The following is a 20,287-nucleotide window of genomic DNA, read 5'->3' as shown; positions in this document are numbered from 1 at the left end:
GGCCCATGGACCACGATTCGATAGAAGCCCACCCTCATTGCATCTGGTGGGCCAGGATTCCTTACACACACCTGCGAACGTCTCGATACTCATTGGCCGGCGGCAATACGCGCCCGCGGCAACGAGCCGAGAAATCCAATGCGAACCCCACGCTGACCCGTGCTCCGGAGATACAAACATGAACGAAACAAGATACGTTCAGATTACAAAGCTTTCAACAAGGCGGATTCGCGGGGACGCCCACGTGCGAGTGGCGCTTGCCCTGACGGTGTCCGCGGCGCTCAGCGCGTGCTCGATCGTCCCCGGCCAGCACATGGCGACGCCTCCCACGCTGCCTGTCACAACGGCCGAAAATGGAAGCGTCACGAGCACCCAGCAGATCCCGATCATCCCGATCGATCTGACGCTGATTCAGCGAATGCGCGCCCCGCAGGTGAACGCCATCGATGCGGCCGGCGATCGCGAACTCTCCGGAAAACCAGGCCCCTACAAAATCGGGCCGGGCGATATCCTCCAGATCGTCATCTGGGATCACCCGGAACTCGCGGCCGCGCTCGGTCAGCAAGCCCAGACGACCAAGACATCAGACCCGACCTCCGGATTCGTGGTCAACAGCGAAGGAAACGTTACGTTCCCGTACGCAACGCAGATTCATGCGGCGGGCAAGACTGCAGACCAGGTTCAGAGCGAGCTCCGCGCGAAGCTCAGCGGCACGTTCCAGGCCCCGGAGGTCACCGTTCGCGTGGCCTCTTACCGCGCCTCGCAGATCTACGTGGACGGTGCGGTCCGCTCGACCGGCGCCCAGGCCATTAACGACATCCCGATGACGCTGACTGAGGCTATCAATCGCGCAGGTGGCTTTGGTCCCGACGCCGATCGTAGCCACGTGATCATCACGCGCAACGGAAAATCGTACGAGCTCAACATCACGCAAATGATCGCCCGTGGCAACAACCCCGCGGACATCATGCTCAAGCCGGGAGACGTGCTGCGTGTGAGCACGCGTGGAGAGAACCCCGCATTCGTGATGGGCGAGGTCAACAAGCCGACGGCCGTTCTCCCCGATCAGGACGGCCGCCTCACGCTCGGCGAGGCGCTCAATCAGGCAGGCTTCATCAGTGCGACGACCTCGGCTGCGAAGCAACTTTACGTGATCCGTCAGACCAGCGTCACGCCGGAGATCTACCACCTCGACGCAAGCTCGCCTGTGTCTATGCTGCTCGCGAACCAGTTCGATCTCCAGTCGAAGGATGTCGTCTATGTCGACAACAATGGCCTTGTGCGCTTTAACAGAGTGCTAAGCCTGTTGCTTCCGGCGATCAACGCCGGTCTCACGGGCGGGATCGTTGCGAAGTGATTCGCCATACCTGGGCGTCCTGGGACGAACTCAACGCCCATGGCTGTCCGGAAGCGCGGAATGCGGGTAGCGCAAACGCGGCGGCGTCACGTGCGGATTTCAAACGTGCGCCGGCATGCCTTTCGAGCTTCCGGTCGGCCCGGCGACATTACGCGTCGAATCGGCGTCTGCTGCGAGCTTCGCGCTGTCGCAGATACTCCGCCGCGATATTCGTCCCGCGGCACGAATTCGCTGACGTGACGCAAATCCGCCGACCGTTAACTGAGCGCCAGCCCCGACCGCAGCTGTACCCGTCGCTGCCGGCAAGATTGCGACGACGCCTGATACGAACCGCGGTTTTCGTCGGTGCATGAAGTCGAACGCGGACGTTGCCCGGATCGACCGATACCGGTCACAAGGAAGCTCAATGACAAAGCAACATGGTCCTTCGCGCGGTCGCCGCAGCGCACTCTTCGCGCTTGCGGCGTTCACCGAATCCCTGCTCAATGGCGCGTCCGCCGCGACCAAACCCGCACCGGCACGGACGGTGCGCCGCCCCCCCAGCCAGCGCAGTATCACACAACTGATCGGAGCCAACGGCGGCCCGGGAACGCAATACGACGTCATGATGTGGCAAAACATGGGGCTTAGCTGGGCACGCAGTTCCGTCCGTCCCGGTCAGCGTTATTCAGCCGATTCCTTGATGAACATCGACAAAACTGGCCCAGCCTACGACGCCGATCTGTCGGTCGGTCTGCTCCGCGAAAAGCGCGGCGGCATCAAGACGCTCTTGATGCTGGGCTACACGCCACTCTGGAACGCGAGTCTGCCCGGCGACAGCAAATCGGCGCCCAAGGACGTCACAGCCTGGGAGCGCTACGTTGAGGCGGCCGTCAAACTATATGCCGCACCGCCATACAACATCACACATTTCCAGATCTGGAACGAAGCCGGAGGGAAGATGTCCGGCGGACAGCCTCAATCGAGCTTCTGGCATGGTCCGGGCTTCAACGCCGATCCTCGGCTCGCGAAGCCGTATGACTTTGCCATGCGGGACTACGTAGAGCGCATCCACATTCCTGCGGCGCGCATCATCAAGAAGCATGGTGCGTTTGTGGTCTATGGCGGGTGGCCAGACCAAGGCGGAATCGAAAACTTTGTGGAATGGCTCGAGTACAGGAGTCCGTTGTTCAACGCACGCATGATCGATTGGGTGGACTACCTCGATACTCACTACCTGGGAATCGATGCGCTCACCATCCTCTATGACCGATATGTCGAGGATGGGAAAGTAATGGGGATCTGGCAAACGGAGATCGGCGATCGGTACATGATCGACCCGCATTATCTGCCAACCTACTACTTCCACTTTGCTGTCTGGGCACTCGAGCACAATTGGAGCCAGCCTGACAAGTATGTTTCGATGGTCTACCACTGGGAGGGCAACGAGTCGTTCCATCTGACCCATCGCGGCAACCCTCGTGGCTACAACGTCTCAGGATTGTCACTGGTCGTGCTTCATCGGACCGTTTCCGGGGCGCTTCGGTCATTCGGAGGCGGCACCGAATTCGGACCCAAAGTGACCGGGCTCGCTCTTTGTGCGGGTGACAACGTCGTGCTACAGATCAAGTCCGAGCCGGGCTGGCGATCAATCGACCTGCGCGGAGTCCGCCAACTGCCGAAGGATCGGTTCGAGGTGTCGTTCGTTGATGCACTCACTGGCCGCCCCGAGCCGCCCGATGCGGTCAGGACGAAGTTGAGCGCCGACCGTCTGTCGATATCCTTCAGGGTTCCGGACCTGCCCAACGGAACCTCACAGGGAGGCATGCCGCAACTACATCTTGCCTATCTGGTCGTCGGGCCCATTACGGCTTAAGTTGCCAGAATATTCGTTGGTCGCGTATGCGTAACGATTCGCTGGCTTACCGGGGGCTGTCGTCTTTCGATCGTGCTTGCCTGGGGCGAAATCGGTCCGCCGACATTTCCCGCTGTATCAGTCAAATGATATTCGGCCCATGGAGCTGATCGTAAAAATGCGTCAAAATCTCGGAATTTCACGACCACCTTCAATCGATCCAGATTGTCGGCGTTATGTTGGCGCCATCACACTGCTGAGGCCAACGGTGAAATATTCAAGTCTCGACGGCCCAGACCGGCATTCCGGTCTGGCGGGTAACGAATTCATTCGTTGTCGGTAACGACATGGACAACATTAGATCACTCACTGCCCTTCGCGCCGTCGCAGCATCCACTGTTGTTTACTTCCATATCATGTCCCCAACGGGAAATGCATTTGGAGAGTTTGCCGTTGACATTTTTTTTGTGATAAGCGGATTCGTTATCGCATTGGTCGTCAACACCGGGACGCAATCGCCGTCATTCTTTCTGGCCTCGCGAATCGCCCGGATCGCCCCGCTATACTGGCTTCTCACGCTGCTGGTATTTGCCATCGCCATCGTCCGGCCGAGTCTATTGAATTCGGCAAGCGGCGGGCTACCTGACCTTCTAATGTCGTTATTCTTTGTCCCATACAAGAAACCGAGTGGCCTCGTCCATCCGCTACTATTCGTCGGCTGGACCTTGAACTACGAAATAGTTTTTTATGTCATTGCGTCAGTGGCCCTGCTTGCAAAGAAAAGCAGGACATTTATTGTTGCCGGCCTTGTATTTTTAATTTACGAACTGTGCCGCACTTCAGCAAATTTGTCCACCGCAGCGACGTTCTATTCGTCGGAGCGCATGCTGGAGTTCGTGATAGGCATGTTCGCGTGGGAATTTTTCCGGAGAGGCTGCAAGGTCAATCCGGTCATAGCTGCCGCGGCAATAATTGCTTCATATTCTCTGATGGCGTACTTCGAGTGGATTCATGCCCCATTCAGCCCGATTGTCAGAAATGGAATCCCGTCGTTTACAATTGTTGTTTTGGCCACCAGCCTGGAATCGTGGTTTTCAAATGGCCGGCTTTCCAGGTTGATTATTTTCCTGGGCGATGCGAGCTATGCAACGTATCTTAGCCACCCCTATGTGGTGGAGGGATTTCGAAAAGTGTTTCCGGTTGTATTTCACGGAATGACCATCACCTCCGCAACAGGCGCAACCTTCACGTTTGTCTTTGCTCTGGGCGCCGGTGCGGCACTGTATGCATTCGTTGACAAGCCGATGCACGCTGCGGCAAAACGCTCCGTTCGCAAGTGGTTCCCCGACCGAAGGCCTGCCGGGCCTGCGACGCCGGTGGGAGTTGTCGACTGACACGGCTCTCTGGTTGATCGTCAATCACTCCCCCCAACCCTGGTGCAACTGCCATGTGTCGCGGCAACGTTGGAGCGCGGCAGTCCGTTTTCAGATGCGCATTGGATCCGGGAGCCCATCGGGTTCGCCCGCCAAAAGCGGGCAATGACGAAGTACGTCCTTTTCAAGGGCGCGATGGCGACTGAAATACCCGTGCGGTGCGGGCAAACATGGAGCGATCCGTCATGCGCAAGAGACATGGGTGTTCCACGAGGCCCGAACACCATCTCGACACCAGACATTTGAACGACTGTTAAGCTAACGCCGTGCCCTACATATCCCTGATTGCCCTGTATTTTTCGGTAACTAACCTGGTCCCGGTCAGCGCGATTGGGTTCGCACCGATCGTGTTTTTCTGGTGGCGATTTTTTGGCAGAACATATCCGGATTTCATAGGGCCTCTTCTTGCATTCAGCGCGTATGCGCTGGCGTCGACTTTGATCTACGACCCGGCCTCACTCCTTGAATATGACTTTTACCGGTATGACGGCAACTTCTTCGTATCGTACGCACCTATTTTTGCCGGCTGCGTGTACACCCATCGTTGGGACCTGAACAAGACTCTCAAGTGGTTCTTTATTTCGGCTGTTTTTGTGAACTTGCCATATTATGCTTGGTACCTCATGCAAAACAGCCTGCTGTCGATATTCATCCACCCCGCAGACACCTTTGGCAGCTATTTCATAGCGCGCAACGCAGCGGGCGGCTTTCTTGCGATGCTGTTTTGCCTCGGTGTTGCCTGTTACATGAACGACCGTAGCCGTGTTCTGCTTGCACTGCTGGGCTTGAATTTTCTGATGCTTGTTTCGACTTACAGCCGGGGATCGATGGTTGGCGTCGGCGTGATGCTCTTGTACCTGAGCCTCGGCAGAAGGCGCTGGATCCTTGCTTTGATGATTGCGATCTTTATTGCGGCATCAATCGCAATTGCTATTCACTATACCAATCCGAATGTAGATTATATGGGGTATGCCTTCACCATCAATGACCCCAATCCCAAGGCAGGCAACCTGCAGGTGAGATATGAATGGCTCTGGCCGCGCGCGCTGGCCTACTTCCTGAAAAGTCCGATTTTCGGCCTGGGATTCGGCTCATTCGACGACCAGATCCCTCAGGTCATTAATTACTTCGGTCTTTTCGGACAACCGGTCGGGTCGGTGACCGTACACTCGGACTCTCATGCCCATAACTCCTACATGAGTTTTCTTGCGGAACTTGGAATAGTCGGTTTGTTCCTCGTTATTCGTTTCTATTGGGTGTTGATTTCATGGTGCCAACGGGGCGCGGCCTTTGCGCTCGAAAACGGGCGATTCAACTTTGTCCCGTTCCGGTTTGTGGAACTGTCGGCCGTCTGTGTGCTGGCGATGGCCACTAGCGAACACCGCCTGACAACGCCGTCGAACGTGCTCATATTATCGCTCGTCCTATCGCTCCTGGTTGCATCGCGCGCCGGTGTCGGCGGGCGTCCTGCCCGTCATCGCTCCGCGGTAGCCGGGGAGCCGACATGATTTCCGCGCCCGGTCTCGCACGTTCCGAGGCGCTGCCACCGATGGCGTGCGGCAGAGAACGCCGCGATGACGCGCAATCGTTTCGAAGCTGTCAGGCCGACCGTGGCGCTGCGAAATTTCACGTACAACTGCAAGCTTCTTTCCATCGCTACGGGATACCCGGCAAGCACTCGGGCTTGCCGGGTGTCGCGCAAATGCGCTGCGCCATCTTATCGCCCCCAATCGCGGCCGATGCTCCGCGCGGATGCAGCACTGCGCAGCACTGGAGTATCCGTGCACGCTGTCACATTCGACACACAGCCCGTCCGCGCGCATTCACGTTCGAATATCGCGAATCCGAATAGCCGGCGTTTGAACGTCGCGCATATCCGGCGGCAGGTCGCAAACGCGATCGCGGACCAGGTTGACGAGGCGATTCACTCTGGAGCGTTTCAACCCCGAGACACACTTCCGGGTGACCGATGCCTCAACATCGCCACAATCCGTCACCGCGTTCGAGCGTCGTTGCGATGCGCAATCCTGTCCCATCCCAAATCGTTGAAACACGGCCCTTGCGTGGCCTCGCTGAACTTGATGTCGTTGTGCATCGCGTTCCATTCCATCAGCTTGACGGTTTCGTCACGCCCAATCGCGACGTCCCAGCCGACGCTGCGTGGAAGCGGCATCTTGCGGTGATGCCCGAGCACGGTCGCGACACATTTGACAAAAGCCGGGATCTGATTCCCTGAAAACGCGACGCGTGTGTCGGGGTGTGTCGGAACCGTCAGCCAGTTCGTCATATAGCCCTCGCGTGCGAGTTCGCCGGTCGACAGATCCACCGCCACGCGAACGTGACTGTTCGACTGCACGTGAGTGTCGGCCGCCCGCCCCAGACGCAGATAACAAGCGCGAAGTGCGATGTGCCCTTTGTCATCTATGGCTGTCGTCATGCGCAGCGTCGCCACGGAGCCGGGCACGAAACGGCTCAGCGCCTCATGCTGGACAATGCGCTCCTGAAACACACCGTTTCCAAGCGCTTCGATCTTGTCCAAATCGAAGCTGTCGCGACGAAAGAAGAAGCAACCTCTGCCCTGGAGCGAATTGTCGACCTTGAAGACGATTTCGTCGCGCTCGGCAAAAAGCAGACGCTTGACGCTGGTCGGTGCAATCGTGGCATTGTCTGGGGTGAGAAACAGGCCATTTACGAAATACGCCAGATCCGGAAAAGCAGCGCTGTGAAATAGCGTGCTCTGCAAGGATCTCAGATCGGATATCTTGCCATATCCACCCTTGATTGCAGGAACCACGACGCTTCCGTAGTAATTGTCCGGAATCCAGCCTTCCTTGAACCCACCGGAAACTGCCGAGTAGACGTAAAGCCATGGCGCATAGCGCGCGTGCCCCAGCACATCGCGCGCATAGGCATCTGCAAGCTTGATATGCGCCGGGTTCGTCTTCCCGTGCCTTTCCTCGATCGCCTTGAGCACAGACCGGGCTTGCAGCGCGTGATGTCGATGATATCGATAGGAACCCAAATGCTTCAAGGCGGATCTGACCACGCGCTCTGCATCGATTTCCATTAGTCTCCTCCCCGACCTCGTGTACCTACGACAACGATGGCCAACGGAATTGAAATTCCAGAGAATAGCTCGTACGTCGCCGCGGCATCCATCGTTTGGCCATTCACAAACCTGCCGCACCCCGGTGCGGCACGCAAATCATAATCCAGTTCCCGGCCCTCAATGACTTGGTAATGAGCCAAATTGCCGGCATTTTCGGTCAGTAGCAATCGAATGCAACTGCTCATTGGGAAGCGCAGTTCGGCACGTCACGACGCCCGGTCGCCCAAGGCGGCCGGTGCTGCTCAATGCAATGCGCTTGAGCATCGGTTTCTCGACGGGGCGGTGCCGGTCACGCGATTTCACGTCGCTCGAAAACCTGATGTCTGTCGACATATCCGTTGCGAACACTCATTCCGGACCTCGCGGCAACGTGAAAAGGAAAGTGGAGCCCTTTCCGGGTTCGGACTCGACCCAGATATGGCCGCCATGGCGCTCGACGATACGCTTGCACAAAGCGAGTCCGATCCCCGTTCCGGGGTAGTCACGGCGAGTTTGCAGACGCTGGAAAACAAGAAAGATGCGTTCGAAGTATTGCGATTCGATCCCGATTCCATTGTCCGCCACCCGGAAGACCCACACATCATCGCGCGCCTCGGCGCCCACGTAGATTTGCACGGGCACATCCTTGCGACGGAACTTGATTGCGTTTCCCACCAGGTTCTGGAACAACAGCGGAAGCTGCGCGGAAATCGCAAGGACAGCGGGTAGCGAACCGCGGGTCACCTGAGCTCCCGTTTCGCGAATCGCCACACTCAAATTCTTGAGCGCCGAGTCCAGGGCCTCGTCACATTCGGTCAACCGGCGCGGATCCTCTCGCCTCCCTACCCGCGAGTATGCGAGCAGGTCTCCAATCAGCGCCGCCATTCTGACGGCGCCGTCCACCGCATGCCCAATGAACTCGTCGGCCCGCGCGTCCAATTTTCCCTCGTATCGCCGCTTCAGCAATTGCAGCGACCCCGACACCGCGCGCAGCGGTTCCTGCAAGTCATGCGATGCAACATAGGCGAAATATTCGAGATCCTGATTGGAGCGCGCCAGTTCCTCTGTTCGTTGGCGCAGTTCCTCCTCGGCCACCTTGCGACGCTGGATATCCTCGACTACCGAAATGAAATAGTCCGGAGTACCGGCGTCGTCGCGCACCAGCGAAACAGTCAGCGCGATCCACACCTCGCTTCCGTTTCTCCTCAGGTAGCGCTTTTCCATTGTGTACGTATCGACCTGCCCATCGAGTACCTGATGCACTTGCGCGAGATCCGCCCCCAAGTCGTCGGGGTGCGTGATGTCCTGAAAAGTGAGCGACAGCAACTCTTCGCGCGTGTACCCAACGATATCGCACAGCTTCTCGTTAACACGCAGCCAGCGGCCATCCGGTCCGACATGCGCGATGCCGACGGCCGCCTGCTGGAAAGTGGCGCGAAAGCGCTTTTCGCTGTCGTGCAACGCGCGTTCAGTTTCCTTGCGCGCCGTAATATCGCGCAAGAAACCACTGAAGTACTGACGCTCTCCGATGTGAATCGGGGTGATGGTGAGTTCGACCGGGATTTCATGTCCGTCCCGGTGCAACGCAGTCAACTCCAGCCGCCGGTGCAGAATCGTCTCTTCGCCGGTTTGCAAATAGCGCCGCAAGCCCACGGCATGCGGTTCCCACAAGCAAGGAAGAATGATCAGTTCGCTTATGACACGGCCGACCGCGTCGTCGGTCTGCCAACCGAAGATCGCCGCGGCCTGCAGATTCCACCCAACCACGACGCCGTCGGCGTTCATAGTAATGACAGCGTCCAACGCGGTGTCAACGACCAATCGCGTCCGCGCCTCGTCGTCGCGCAGCGACTGCAGCACGTGCTCGAGCTCCGCACTCTTGCGACGTAATGCGTCGGCAACGCCCTCCAGCGCGGCGGTATGCTGGGCGACCCGGTCCTCCAGTTCACGGTTGAGCGCTTGCAGTTGTTCTTCTGCATTCCGGAGTGCGGCGACTTCGCGCAACATGTCGTTGTTCGCCCGCTCCGGTTGATTCGGACCAGACGGCGCGAATGCCTTGGGCGTCATGGGCCAGACCAGCGCGACCGTGGCAAGCGATGTCATCGCGGTGACCGCCTTGAGGCAGGCATCGAGCCAGTAGTCTGGCTGCCAGATGTTCAGGACCGAAGTGAGGTGCGTGGTGCCGCAGGCAAAAACGAAAAACGCGAACGTCAGGATCGGCCAGCTGAACGACAATGCAGTACGCCGCCGCATGAAGATCCACAGCACGACTGCAATTGCGTAGCATGCCAGCGCAATCACCATGTCCGATATCACGTACGCCCACAACAGGATGGGCGACCAATAAAAGCAGTAGCCGCTCGGCATGAACCCTGCGGAGACGAAAAACTCGTTGATCGCATTCATTGGCCCCTCCCTCTTGCGGCGTGCCCCGCCCCGCGCCAGCCTGGACGCTTTCGCGCAATGCAGGGGGCCGACCGGGCGCGCCACTTGTGCCCGCTCCGATGACTGCCGCGCCCGAGTACTGACGATAATACATATTCTTCTGAATATTCGGTACACGCGCGACATGACCGCTGGCGGGGTAGCGGGAGGATTCACGTCAGAAACCGGACAAAACGCACTTGGCCCGTCCGATTTTCACTTACCGCAAAGTTCTATCGGATTTCTTCTAGTGCGGAGGGGGCAGGCAGAGAATGCGGTACCGAAGCGGCAGTACACGGAGGAATTCACGACCGAGACGGTCAAGCTTTCCGAGGCCCTCGGGCCGCACGAAGCGCCCAGCAGGCTGGGCGTGACATCGGCGGCGCCGGACAACGGGAGTCAGTGGCATGTTGACGCCTCCCGTTCCGTTGACGTCAACACACCAAAATTGCGTGGATCGGATGACAACGGAACGGGCGACAAGCGGGACCTCGCCGATGTCAGTTGTCCAGATGCCCCGCAACAAAACTCTGGAACGCATTGTAGGTTGGCTGGATCGGCTGCAGCGAGTTCGTCACGATCCCGTACGAGGTATCACCGCTGTCGAGTTCGTAATAGATCACGGACTGAATTGCCGCGCTCTTGCGCGATGCATAGAACTCACCCATCTGCTGCGTGACATAGCTTGCGCGGAACGTTTGCGTCTGTTCGGGGCCGGCATTCCACTCGGTGATCATGAACGGCACACCGTAGCGCGCCTTGCAGTAGATCGGCAAGTTGAAACCCGCAGCCTGGCCGTCCGTTCCGACGTTGAAAATATCCCCGTACGACTGGTAGTTATGCCATGTGGTGATATCCCAGCGCACGGTCGGGTGGCTACCCGAACCGTCAGGCTGATAGCCATCCCACAGCATGTCGGACGCCGCAATGTCCGCTGCGCAGAAGTTGATCCCGCACTTCGCTGTCGGCTGCACGGACTTCACGCCGTCGATCATGCCTCGCATCGCTCCGCGCATGATCGCCCAGTTGGTATTGTTGAAGTCCGTCGCCTTGTTACCCGAGTATGTGAAATTCGAGATGATGGCCGGATCGCGCGTGAGCTCATTGCCGCATTCGTACATCGTAATGCCATACGGGCTGAGCGCTGTCGCAATCGCTGCGGCATTCGCGTGCGCGGCATTGTAGGCCGCCTGCTCACTCGCATACAACACGCCGTTCGCGTCGTACAGGCCGCAGAGAATGCACGGGAACAGCGTCATCCCAACGGGTTGGAATGCCCGTGCAAGCGCGACGACCGGCCCCAGGTAATTTGACGTGTTTCTGCAGTCGATACGATAGGTCGTGCAGCCGAGGCCCTGCAACGTACTGATGACCTGGGCCGGCGTGAACGGATAGTCGAAGTGCCCGTTCATGCCGTAGAACATGCCTGCCGTAATGGCGACGGTCAGGCGCGGATCGGCACACTTTATCCAGTTTCCAGACGGACTCCATACGTAAAACTGACCGCCCGTTCCGCACTGGTAGACGAGACCACCATACCACAACAGCGTGCTCACATTGTACGAGCTGGAGTCCTTCACGCCGTTCTTGTAGATGAAACCGTTCGACAGGGTCCACTGGATATTTGATTTGTCGATGATATACGGGGCAGGTGGAATCGTTGTGCCGTCGACGGACGTACCGCCCAGTCGCGGATCAAGACATTGCACCCAGTTCCCGCTGATCAGCTGAAAGTATTGAAGGCTCGTGTTTTTCGCGTACAGCCCGTTCCCGTACCACAGCAGCATCGTCACGTTGTAGGTTCTCGTGTCCTTGACGCCGTTCTGACAGATGACCCCCTGCGAAATCGTCCATACGTTGCCCGAGTTGTCGGTAATGGATGCGGCAGGCGGAACGGTCGTACCGTTCGCAGACACGGAGGACGTTGCCGCGATCGCCTTGGCCGCCCGCGCGTTCACGGCAGCGACGCTGCCATCGGAGTCACCGCCGCCGCAGCCAACCAACACATAGCTGCTGGCCGCTGCCGTGACGTAACTGAGAAATTGACGACGCTTCATTGGTGGTCTCCATCGCCGAGACGAACTCGACAAAAAGAATCGTCTATCCTCGGAGCCCGCTCCGACAACGGAATCAACGATCTATTTCATAGTTCTCCGAAGCAATCGTTTGCCTCAGATTCAGAACTACGCCCCTACGGTATCCGGATCAATCAGCGCCTCGTGGCATTTCGAAGTGAATCTCGCCTACCGTTGAAGCCAGTATCATCTCTGCCGCAGCAGAGCGAAATAGGCGTGCGACGAGATTTCCGTAGTCCCGCAATCAGCAAGATGTAGGACGTTCCTGACAGACGGAACGGAAAGTTTCCACCTCCGGCGATAGGAAAAATCATCATGGCCATGAAGGCATGACTCGCTCACGATCTATACTTAAGCAGTCCATATCGAATATCTGAATCGCGGTTTTCTCCAACGGATAGGCGGAATGCACCATTGCATTCTCTTCTTCTGATGTACGCCATTCGCACCGGCAGTACGAGACATGGCAAGGTACGCCGAGTCGGCAGCGACCGACGCAAGACATGTCACTGAATCATGAGGACGTCTTGCAGGCTTCCGACACAGTCATTCCCACGTGACGCACACGCAAGTCACTGAACTATGAAGCCTTCGGTCGCGCATTGAATTTGGTGGGCAGCAAGATGGGTACGTGCTTCGCCGCCTCGGCGCACGCTGTTGCGGTGAGCGTCGATCACCCCGCTGTTAACCGCGGAGATCGCCCTCGGACGCGGCAGCGGCACGCGCAGCTACGAGACTACGTCGTCGAGGGTGTACCGGTGCTGAAACATACAGACAGAACTGCGGGTGCCGAAATTCGCAATCAACGGCAGCAGTGCGGCGCTGCGACCATTCATCTTATTTAACGCGGGCGTGTGTGGAATCGCATCGATCATCAGGTTGAGGCGGCAACGCAGCACAAGCGAGCTTCGGTTCGGGCCTGGGCTTCGATATCGACAGGTTCGTCAGCGTGCGCTGCATGATTGGGCAACCGTTGAAAGCAGCGATGCCCTCGCGGCTCGAAAGCGCCACTCGGCCAGATCTTCGGGGTGGTCGGTACCCAGCGCCGTAAGTCAGAAATTCACTGAACAACTTGCCACCTGTAGTACTGAAGGGGCACATTGATGAATGTCATCAATAACGATGTTGCCGTCCTCGCACTCCCCTATTCGACTCTGCGTGACGATACACCCGGGGAAGAGTTTCGATTGTGATGCGCTCAACCCGCCCTATAAGCGAGGTCTCAATGGCGCGCCATCAATAAGGCGAAATCCGCGGTCCTCGCTGACGAGGGTTTACACGAATATGGACGTCCCTTCAAGCAGCATCTTGTCACCGCGGACGGCAAAACCAATAATGGAATCGATGCCCAACTCGCGGCACTGAGACTATGATGCGCCGTCAAGTATTCGGCACACGTCCGGCTGTAGCATGCCGAAATCCGCATCGCATCGATGCGATCCGGCGTTCGCATTTGTCATGGATTCCCGTTCCCGACATGCCTCGGGTCTTCTGAGTGAATTTCATGAACCATGCACAGGTTTCAGGGGGTTCGATCCCTTTTGACGCGATTCTGCGCGACGTGCCACGCCATGATAAGAGCCATGCCTCCGAGAAAGCAGCCGATTGGCCACCACGAATTTATGCAAAGTGACAGTAGGAGCGAGAGGACGTACAGGATACAAATGAACATCATTTGTCTCCACAAAAGCTCGCCAAGCGAGTGGGTTGTGAATACAGCACGGTGAACGCGCACGCAGGATATTCCACCTTATCGGCTGAGAATTCGATATCTTTAGAGGCTAGTTCAAAAAGACCTCCGATGGAGCTGTCACCGTTATCGGCAAGCTGTTAACCTTGGGCATCTTGACCTGCCTGATTTCTTTTGGGCCATTTCAAGCTTGGGGAACGGCCCTCATTGATCCGCTTGGAATTTCCGGACCAGATCTAGAGCGAGTTTTCCGGAATTTCGGGTTCGGTTGAACCCGATGAAAGCACCAGCTGACGAGCGAATTCGGCTGGTGCCAACTCTTTGAGAGCAGAGTGAGGACGGCTCTCGTTGTAATCCCGGCGCCACGCCTCGACAATCGCCTTGGCTTCGCCCAGCGTTTCGAACCAATGTAGGTTCAAGCACTCATCGCGAAATGATCCGTTAAACGTCTCAATGTGGCAATTGTCCGTCGGCTTACCGGGCCTGCTGAAGTCGATTTTTCTCGGTAGTGGTACGCCCACATGTCGAGCAGGCGCCCGGAAAATTCGCTGCCATAGTCCACGAACAGGTGTCGCGGAGCTCCGCGTCTGACGGCGATACGATTCAGTGCTGACACCACGTGTTCGCCTCTCAAACGCTGTCCGACTTCGATGGCCAATGCTTCTTTCGTGAAGACGTCCACGATCGTCAAGGTGCGGAACTTCGAACCATCGGCAAGCGGGTGGACCATAGAAAAATCCATACTCCACGCGTCGTTCGGTTTGGCCGGCACGATCTTCGCCACTCGCGTCACAACCATCTTTCGTCGCTTCGGCAACTTCGAACGTAACTGCAATTGCTCTTCGCAATACAGCCGGTACGCCTGGTTCTTGCCCAACTGCCAGCCCTCACGCCGTGCTGCTCGGCAAGGTTCCTATCGCCAGCCTGATTTTCATCCCCGAGAACTGTTGCGATCGGGCCCGGGCCGGGGTGAGCGTCGGTACGATCGTCGACGGCTGGCCTTGCGGCGATGCGGTGTTCGACCTCATGCCGGCAGGCCCCGTATTGAAGTCGTGTTTTCTGGCCGTGCCGCTCACGTGGCACGGGAAGCAGTGGCCCGCCGGGTCCTATGTCGACCTCACCGCACCGCCGATTGCGCAGGACGCGAAATAGATTTCAGTCGCGCCGACAACGCGTCATCCCCGCAGCACCGCCACCGCCTTGATCTCGACGATATAACCGGGCGACCCGCCCAGCATATGCGCACCGACCGCCGTCCACGCCGGCTTCGGATGCGCATCGACGTAACGGTCGCGAACCTGCATGAACAGCGGCAGGTCGCGCATGTCGGTATGGAAGGTCGTCAGGTCGACCACGTCGTTGAACGATGCGCCGGCCGCCTCCAGCACGCACTTCAGGTTCTCGAACGCCTGCACGATCTGAGCCTCGCGGCCTTCAACCAGTTGCAGCGCCGCGTCGCGGCCGATCTGGCCGGACACGTAAAGCGTATCGCCAACCTTCAGGCCCGGCGCGTAGCCGATTTTTTCGTACACCGCTTCCATTCCGGCCGGAACGATGGCTTTGCGATCACGCATGGATGTCTCCGTGGCCGGCGTCTCGGCGCCGGCCGGTTGGTTGTCGATGAACACGTGCAAGCACCTTCACCGCGCGCCGCTCAACCCGTATCGCCGCCCGCGACCGGCAGCACCGTGCCGGTGATGTAGCTCGCCTCGTCGGATGCCAGGAACAGGATCGGTGCGATCTGCTCGTCGAGGCTGCCGTAACGCTTGAAGAACGTCGAATCGGTCACCTGCCGCACGGCTTCGCTCATCCACGCCTGTTCCTGCTCGCTGTCGCCGGCCGCATTGCGCGGCACGCGGCGCGGCGGCGCACTGGTGCCGCCCGGCGCGGTCGCGACGACGCGGATGTTGTGCTCCGCGTATTCCATCGCGAGCGCCTGCGTCAGCGCATTGACACCGCCTTTCGCCGCCGAATACGGCACGCGGCGAATGCCGCGCGTCGCGTTCGACGAGATGTTGACGATCGTGCCGCCGCCGCGCGCGAGCAGGTGCGGCAGCGCCGCGTGGCACGTATAGAGCGTCGGCATCAACGAGCGGCGGATTTCCGCGTCGATCTGCGCCGGCTCGAATTCGGCGAACGGGCGCATGCGTATCGCGCCGCCGACGCCGTTGATCAGGATGTCGATGCCGCCGAACGTCTGCACCGCACACGCGATCGCCGCGTGCGCGCCTTCGTAGGTTTCGAGATCCGCGACGAATCCGGCCGTCCCGCCACCCGTCGCTTCGGCCGCGACCTCGGCGACGAAATCCGCGCGATCGACGAACAGCACCTTGCCGCCTTCGGCCGCCGCGCGCAGCGCGACGCCGCGGCCGATGCCCTGTGCCGCGCCGGTAACGACGACGACCTTGCCCGAGAATCGTTGCATGATCATGCCGCCTTTGCCACGACGTTAGGGGTGAACTTCTCGTAGTGGAAGCTGTTCGGCTTCACGCCTTCGTCGTCGAAGTACTTGCGCACCGCGTCGACCATCGGCGGCGGCCCGCACAGATACACGTCGACGTCGCCGTCGTTCAGCGCATCGGCCGGAATGTGCTGCGTGACCCAGCCCTTGCGCGGATGGCTCGACCCGGCGTCCGCGACGACGGTCGCGAAGCTGAAGTTCGGCAGTTTCGCCGCATATGCTTCGATCGCGTCGACCAGCACGAGATCGAGATCGCGCGTCACGCCGTAGATCAGGTGTACCTTCTGCTGCGAACCGGTACGCGCCAGCACCTCGAGCATCGACAGGAACGGCGCGAGGCCCGTGCCGCCCGCGAGGAACAGCAGCGGCCGCTGCACGTCGCGCAGGTAGAAGCTGCCGAGCGGCCCGTGCAGTCCCAGCTTGTCGCCCGGCTGCGCCGATTCGAGCCACGTGCTCATCACGCCGCCGGGAATCCTCTTGATCAGGAAGCTGACCTTCGCCTCGGCCGGCGCCGACGAGAACGAATAGGAACGGTGCTGACCGCTCGCTGGCACGTCGATGTTCACGTACTGGCCCGGCAGGAACACGGGCGCGGCCGCGCCGACGTCGAGTTCGAGCACGACGGCCGCATCGTTGTGCTGCTCGACCTTCGTCACCGTCGCGGCGAACCCGCTGTGGCCGGTCTTGCACGCGCCCGACGACGTCGGCACCGCGATCACGCAATCGCTTTGCGGCACCATCTGGCACGTCAGCACGAGGCCGCCGTCCTTTTCGTCTTCGGTGAGTGCGTCGTCGATATAGTCGTCGCCGAGGTCGTAGCTGCCGCTTTCGGCGCGGCACTTGCAGGTGCCGCACACGCCGTCGGAGCAGTCCATCGGCAGGTTGATCTTCGCGCGGAAGGCCGCGTCGAGGACTTTCTCGCCGGCCTTGCAGTCGATGAAGCGGGTCACCCCGTCCTCGAAATTCAGTGCAATCTTGTAGCTGGACATGGAATCACCTCCACTTCCCTTCAATGACAAAACAACGGCGTCAGACGTGATAGACGTCGAGCACCTGCCGGATATAGTCGTTCTTCAGCACGATCTTCTTGTACGAGATCAACAGTTCGTCGCCCGCCTTGCGCAACGTGACGAACATCGTGCCGAAGAAGTGATCGGTCACGCGGTAACGATGGTTCAGCGTGTGAAAGTTGTAGCGCACGTCCACCTCGTCGCCGCGTTCGGCCAGCACCTCGACGTTCGTCACGTTGTGGCTGGTACGCGGCTCGGGTGTCGACGCGCCGCTGCGCTCGGTCTTGATCCGGAACACGCGATCCTCGAGGCCGCCGCGATCCGGGTAGTACATCAGCGAGATCTGGCTCTGGTGGTCGTCGGTCGGCCGATCGTCGTCGTCCCACGCGGGCATCCAGTACGTGACGTCTTCCGCGTAGCAGGTCAGCCACTCGTCCCACTGGCGATCGTCGAGCAGGCGCGCTTCGCGATACAACGCGGCGCAGATGGTCCGGTAATCGAAGTTCATGCCGCCACCTCCCCGCGTTCCTTCTTCAGCGCATCGCGCATCACCTGCACCCAGTGTTCGTGCTGGCACACGAACAGCCCTTCGTCCTCGCTGCGCTCGCCCGAAATGCGCGGGTTCAGCCCCATCTTCCTCGCGTTCTCGTCCGGACCGTCGACCCACAGCGGCGCGCCGCGCGACAGGTCGTTCCACATCGCCGTGATGCCCGCGTAGCCTGCCTGGCATGCGCGGAACTCCTCGAGATCGTCGGCGGTGCCCATGCCCGTCACGTTGAAGAAGTCCTCGTACTGGCGAATGCGGAGCGTGCGGTCGGCGTCGCTCTCACCCTTCGGCGCGAAACAGAAGATCGTGACCTCGGTCTTGTCGACGCCGAGCGGCCGCACCACGCGAATCTGCGTGCTGAACTGGTCCATCAGGAACACATTCGGGTACACGCACAGGTTGCGCGTCTGGTTGACGATGAAATCGGCCTGCACGTCGCCTACGCGCGCCTTGATCTCTTCGCGGTGCCGGTACACGGGCCGCACTTCCGGGTTCATCGTTTTCGTCCACAGCAGGATGTGGCCGTTGTCGAACCCGTACACGCCCGCGACCGACTTGCTCCAGCTGTTCGCGTCGACGGCCTTGGTGCCGTCTTCCTTGCGGCGGCCCATCGTCGCCGCGTAGTTCCAGTGCACGGTGCTGACGTGGTAGCCGTCGCAACCGTTCTCCATCTGCATCTTCCAGTTGCCTTCGTAGATGTAGGACGAGTTGCCACGCAGCACTTCGAGCCCGTTCGGCGCCTGGTCGACGATCTGGTCGATGATCACGCGCGTTTCGCCGAGGTAGTCCTCGAGCGGCAGCACGTCGGCGCCGAGGCTGCCGAACAGGAAGCCGCGATAGTTCGCGAAGCGCGCAACCTTCTTCAGGTCGTGCGACCCGTTCGTGTTGAACTGCACCGGATACTCGGTCGTCTTCTCGTCCTTCACCTTCAGCAGCTTGCCGGTGTTCGAGAACGTCCAGCCGTGGAACGGGCACGTGAAGCTGCCCTTGTTGCCGTGCTTGCGGCGGCACAGCATCGCACCCTTGTGGGCGCACGCATTGATCACCGCGTGCAGCTCGCCGGTCTTGTCGCGCGTGACGACCACCGGCTGACGGCCGATCCACGTCGTGTAGTAGTCATTGTTGTCAGGGATCTGGCTTTCGTGCGCCAGATACACCCAGTTGCTCTCGAAGATGTGCTTCATCTCGAGTTCGTACAGCTCGGCATTGGTGAAGATGTCGCGGCGGCAGCGGAATACGCCGGCCTCCTTGTCATCCTGCACGGCGGTGGCGAGCAGGTGATCCAGTTCGTTGGCTTGGTCGATGGTGGCGGACATGTTGGCTCCTCCCATGCGCGTGCCGCGTCCTGCAATGCACGCTCGCATCGGTATCGGTTGAATCTCGAGGGGACCCGGCCGGCGGCGGCGCATGCGCGCCGCGCCGTCGGGCAGTCAGGCCGTCGCGGCTGCGCGCAGGCGGTGGACGATCTGGTTGTCCTTGCCCTGTACCAGCGGCGTCAGCACGAAGTTGAACTCGATGTCCTGGTACGCATCGGCCTTCATGCCGAGCGCCGTGCCGCCGGTCTTGTCGGCCACCGGCGGGATCAGTTCCTCGCGCGTCGCATACGCGAAGTCGTCCCAGATCAGCGGATCGCCGGCGATGTTGAACTGCGTCGTCAGCTTGCGGTGGTCGTGGCTGTCGACGAAGAAGTGCACGTGCGCCGGGCGGTTGCCATGGCGGCCGAGACCGTTCAGCAACTGCTGGGTTGCGCCCTGCGGCGGGCAGCCGTAGCCGACCGGCATCAGCGTGCGGAATTCGTACTTGCCGTCGGCGCCCGTCCTCACCGCGCCGCGCAGGTTGAATTCGGTCTGCGCGCCGGTCGGGTCGAAGTGCGAGTAGAAGCCCTTCGAGTTCGCGTGCCAGCATTCGACCACCGCGCCCGCGACCGGCTTGCCGTCGAGGCCGGTCACCGTGCCGTGGATCACGAGCGGGCCCGCGCCGTCGTCCGCGTCGAGGTCGATCTTCGATACGCCGTCGCGCACCGGCGCGCCCGCCACATACAGCGGCCCTTCGATCGTGCGCGGCGTGCCGCCGTCGAGGCCGACCGCCTTGTCCTCGGCGTCCATCCGGATGTCGAGATACTTCTCGAGGCCGAGGCCGGCCGCGAGCAGCGCTGCTTCGCCATCCTGACCAAGCTTGTTCAGGTAGTTGACGCCGGCCCACACTTCGTCGGGCGTGATGTCGAGATCGTCGATCGCCTTGAACAGATCGCCGAGCAGGCGCAGCACGATCTGCCGGGTGCGCGCATTGCCGCCGTTCCCGCCGGCGTTCGACGCGGCCTTCAGCAGATCCTGCACTTCCCGGGTATCGAAAACTTTGACGCTCATGA

The 20,287-nt window shown here is 59.8% G+C and carries 14 protein-coding genes and 1 pseudogene; 5 read left to right on the top strand and 10 right to left on the bottom strand.

The genetic code is table 11. The annotated features are described in order from the left end of the window. The first annotated feature begins 178 nt into the window (after positions 1-178). The 4 genes from DM992_RS37965 to DM992_RS37950 all read left to right on the top strand — a co-directional run bounded on the left by DM992_RS37965 (position 179) and on the right by DM992_RS37950 (position 6,132). Positions 179-1,357: a polysaccharide biosynthesis/export family protein gene (locus tag DM992_RS37965; protein WP_111021370.1), complete on the top strand. Its 1,179-nt coding sequence runs from the start codon at positions 179-181 to the stop codon at positions 1,355-1,357. A 406-nt stretch (positions 1,358-1,763) separates the two neighbouring features. After that, positions 1,764-3,212, top strand: coding sequence for a hypothetical protein (locus DM992_RS37960; RefSeq protein WP_239511489.1), 1,449 nt, complete (start codon positions 1,764-1,766; stop codon positions 3,210-3,212). 326 nt (positions 3,213-3,538) lie between these two features. Then, positions 3,539-4,585 (top strand): acyltransferase, encoded by a 1,047-nt coding sequence (locus DM992_RS37955; RefSeq protein ID WP_111021369.1) that lies wholly within the window; start codon positions 3,539-3,541, stop codon positions 4,583-4,585. 305 nt (positions 4,586-4,890) lie between these two features. After that, positions 4,891-6,132, top strand: a complete 1,242-nt coding sequence (locus tag DM992_RS37950; protein WP_111021368.1) for an O-antigen ligase family protein — start codon at positions 4,891-4,893, stop codon at positions 6,130-6,132. Positions 6,133-6,617: 485 nt separating this feature from the next. On the opposite strand, the gene DM992_RS37945 is transcribed toward DM992_RS37950, so the two are convergent. The 4 genes and pseudogenes from DM992_RS37945 to DM992_RS37925 all read right to left on the bottom strand — a co-directional run. Next, positions 6,618-7,691, bottom strand: coding sequence for a sugar-transfer associated ATP-grasp domain-containing protein (locus tag DM992_RS37945; RefSeq protein ID WP_204356196.1), 1,074 nt, complete (start codon positions 7,689-7,691; stop codon positions 6,618-6,620). Positions 7,692-8,081: 390 nt separating this feature from the next. Then, positions 8,082-10,118, bottom strand: coding sequence for a PAS domain-containing sensor histidine kinase (locus DM992_RS37940; protein ID WP_162631835.1), 2,037 nt, complete (start codon positions 10,116-10,118; stop codon positions 8,082-8,084). Between the two features lie 518 nt (positions 10,119-10,636). Continuing rightward, positions 10,637-12,193 carry a hypothetical protein gene (locus DM992_RS37935; RefSeq protein ID WP_111021366.1) on the bottom strand — a complete coding sequence of 519 codons (1,557 nt, stop codon included), beginning with the start codon at positions 12,191-12,193 and terminating at the stop codon, positions 10,637-10,639. Between the two features lie 1,944 nt (positions 12,194-14,137). After that, positions 14,138-14,796 (bottom strand): annotated as a pseudogene (locus DM992_RS37925) (IS3 family transposase); the annotation flags it as partial. Here DM992_RS37925 and DM992_RS37920 point away from each other — a divergent pair. Continuing rightward, the gene (locus DM992_RS37920) at positions 14,796-15,053 is read left to right on the top strand and encodes a hypothetical protein (RefSeq protein ID WP_162631834.1); all 258 of its coding nucleotides are present in this window, start codon (positions 14,796-14,798) and stop codon (positions 15,051-15,053) included. The pseudogene DM992_RS37925 and the gene DM992_RS37920 overlap by 1 nt on opposite strands. A 23-nt stretch (positions 15,054-15,076) precedes the next feature. Here DM992_RS37920 and DM992_RS37915 read toward each other — a convergent pair whose 3' ends face one another. From DM992_RS37915 to catA, 6 genes are all read right to left on the bottom strand, one after another. Further along, entirely contained in the window at positions 15,077-15,475 is a 399-nt protein-coding gene (locus tag DM992_RS37915; protein ID WP_111021649.1) for a RidA family protein, read from the bottom strand. A gap of 80 nt (positions 15,476-15,555) precedes the next feature. Continuing rightward, positions 15,556-16,332 (bottom strand): benzoate diol dehydrogenase BenD, encoded by a 777-nt coding sequence (benD, locus tag DM992_RS37910; protein WP_111021364.1) that lies wholly within the window; start codon positions 16,330-16,332, stop codon positions 15,556-15,558. Next, positions 16,329-17,351, bottom strand: coding sequence for a benzoate 1,2-dioxygenase electron transfer component BenC (gene benC, locus DM992_RS37905; RefSeq protein WP_111021363.1), 1,023 nt, complete (start codon positions 17,349-17,351; stop codon positions 16,329-16,331). Before benC ends, benD begins: the two co-directional genes overlap by 4 nt. A 40-nt stretch (positions 17,352-17,391) precedes the next feature. Next, positions 17,392-17,880 (bottom strand): benzoate 1,2-dioxygenase small subunit, encoded by a 489-nt coding sequence (benB, locus tag DM992_RS37900; protein WP_111021362.1) that lies wholly within the window; start codon positions 17,878-17,880, stop codon positions 17,392-17,394. Beyond that, positions 17,877-19,235 carry a Rieske 2Fe-2S domain-containing protein gene (locus DM992_RS37895; protein WP_111021361.1) on the bottom strand — a complete coding sequence of 453 codons (1,359 nt, stop codon included), beginning with the start codon at positions 19,233-19,235 and terminating at the stop codon, positions 17,877-17,879. The genes benB and DM992_RS37895 overlap by 4 nt, the downstream gene beginning before the upstream one ends. A gap of 114 nt (positions 19,236-19,349) precedes the next feature. Continuing rightward, positions 19,350-20,285: a catechol 1,2-dioxygenase gene (catA, locus tag DM992_RS37890; protein ID WP_111021360.1), complete on the bottom strand. Its 936-nt coding sequence runs from the start codon at positions 20,283-20,285 to the stop codon at positions 19,350-19,352. Between the last annotated feature and the right edge of the window lie 2 nt (positions 20,286-20,287).

The organism is Burkholderia sp. JP2-270 (assembly GCF_003233675.1).
In the GTDB taxonomy this organism is placed as follows: domain Bacteria; phylum Pseudomonadota; class Gammaproteobacteria; order Burkholderiales; family Burkholderiaceae; genus Burkholderia; species Burkholderia pyrrocinia_C.
This window is presented reverse-complemented; position numbering and strand designations above follow the sequence as displayed.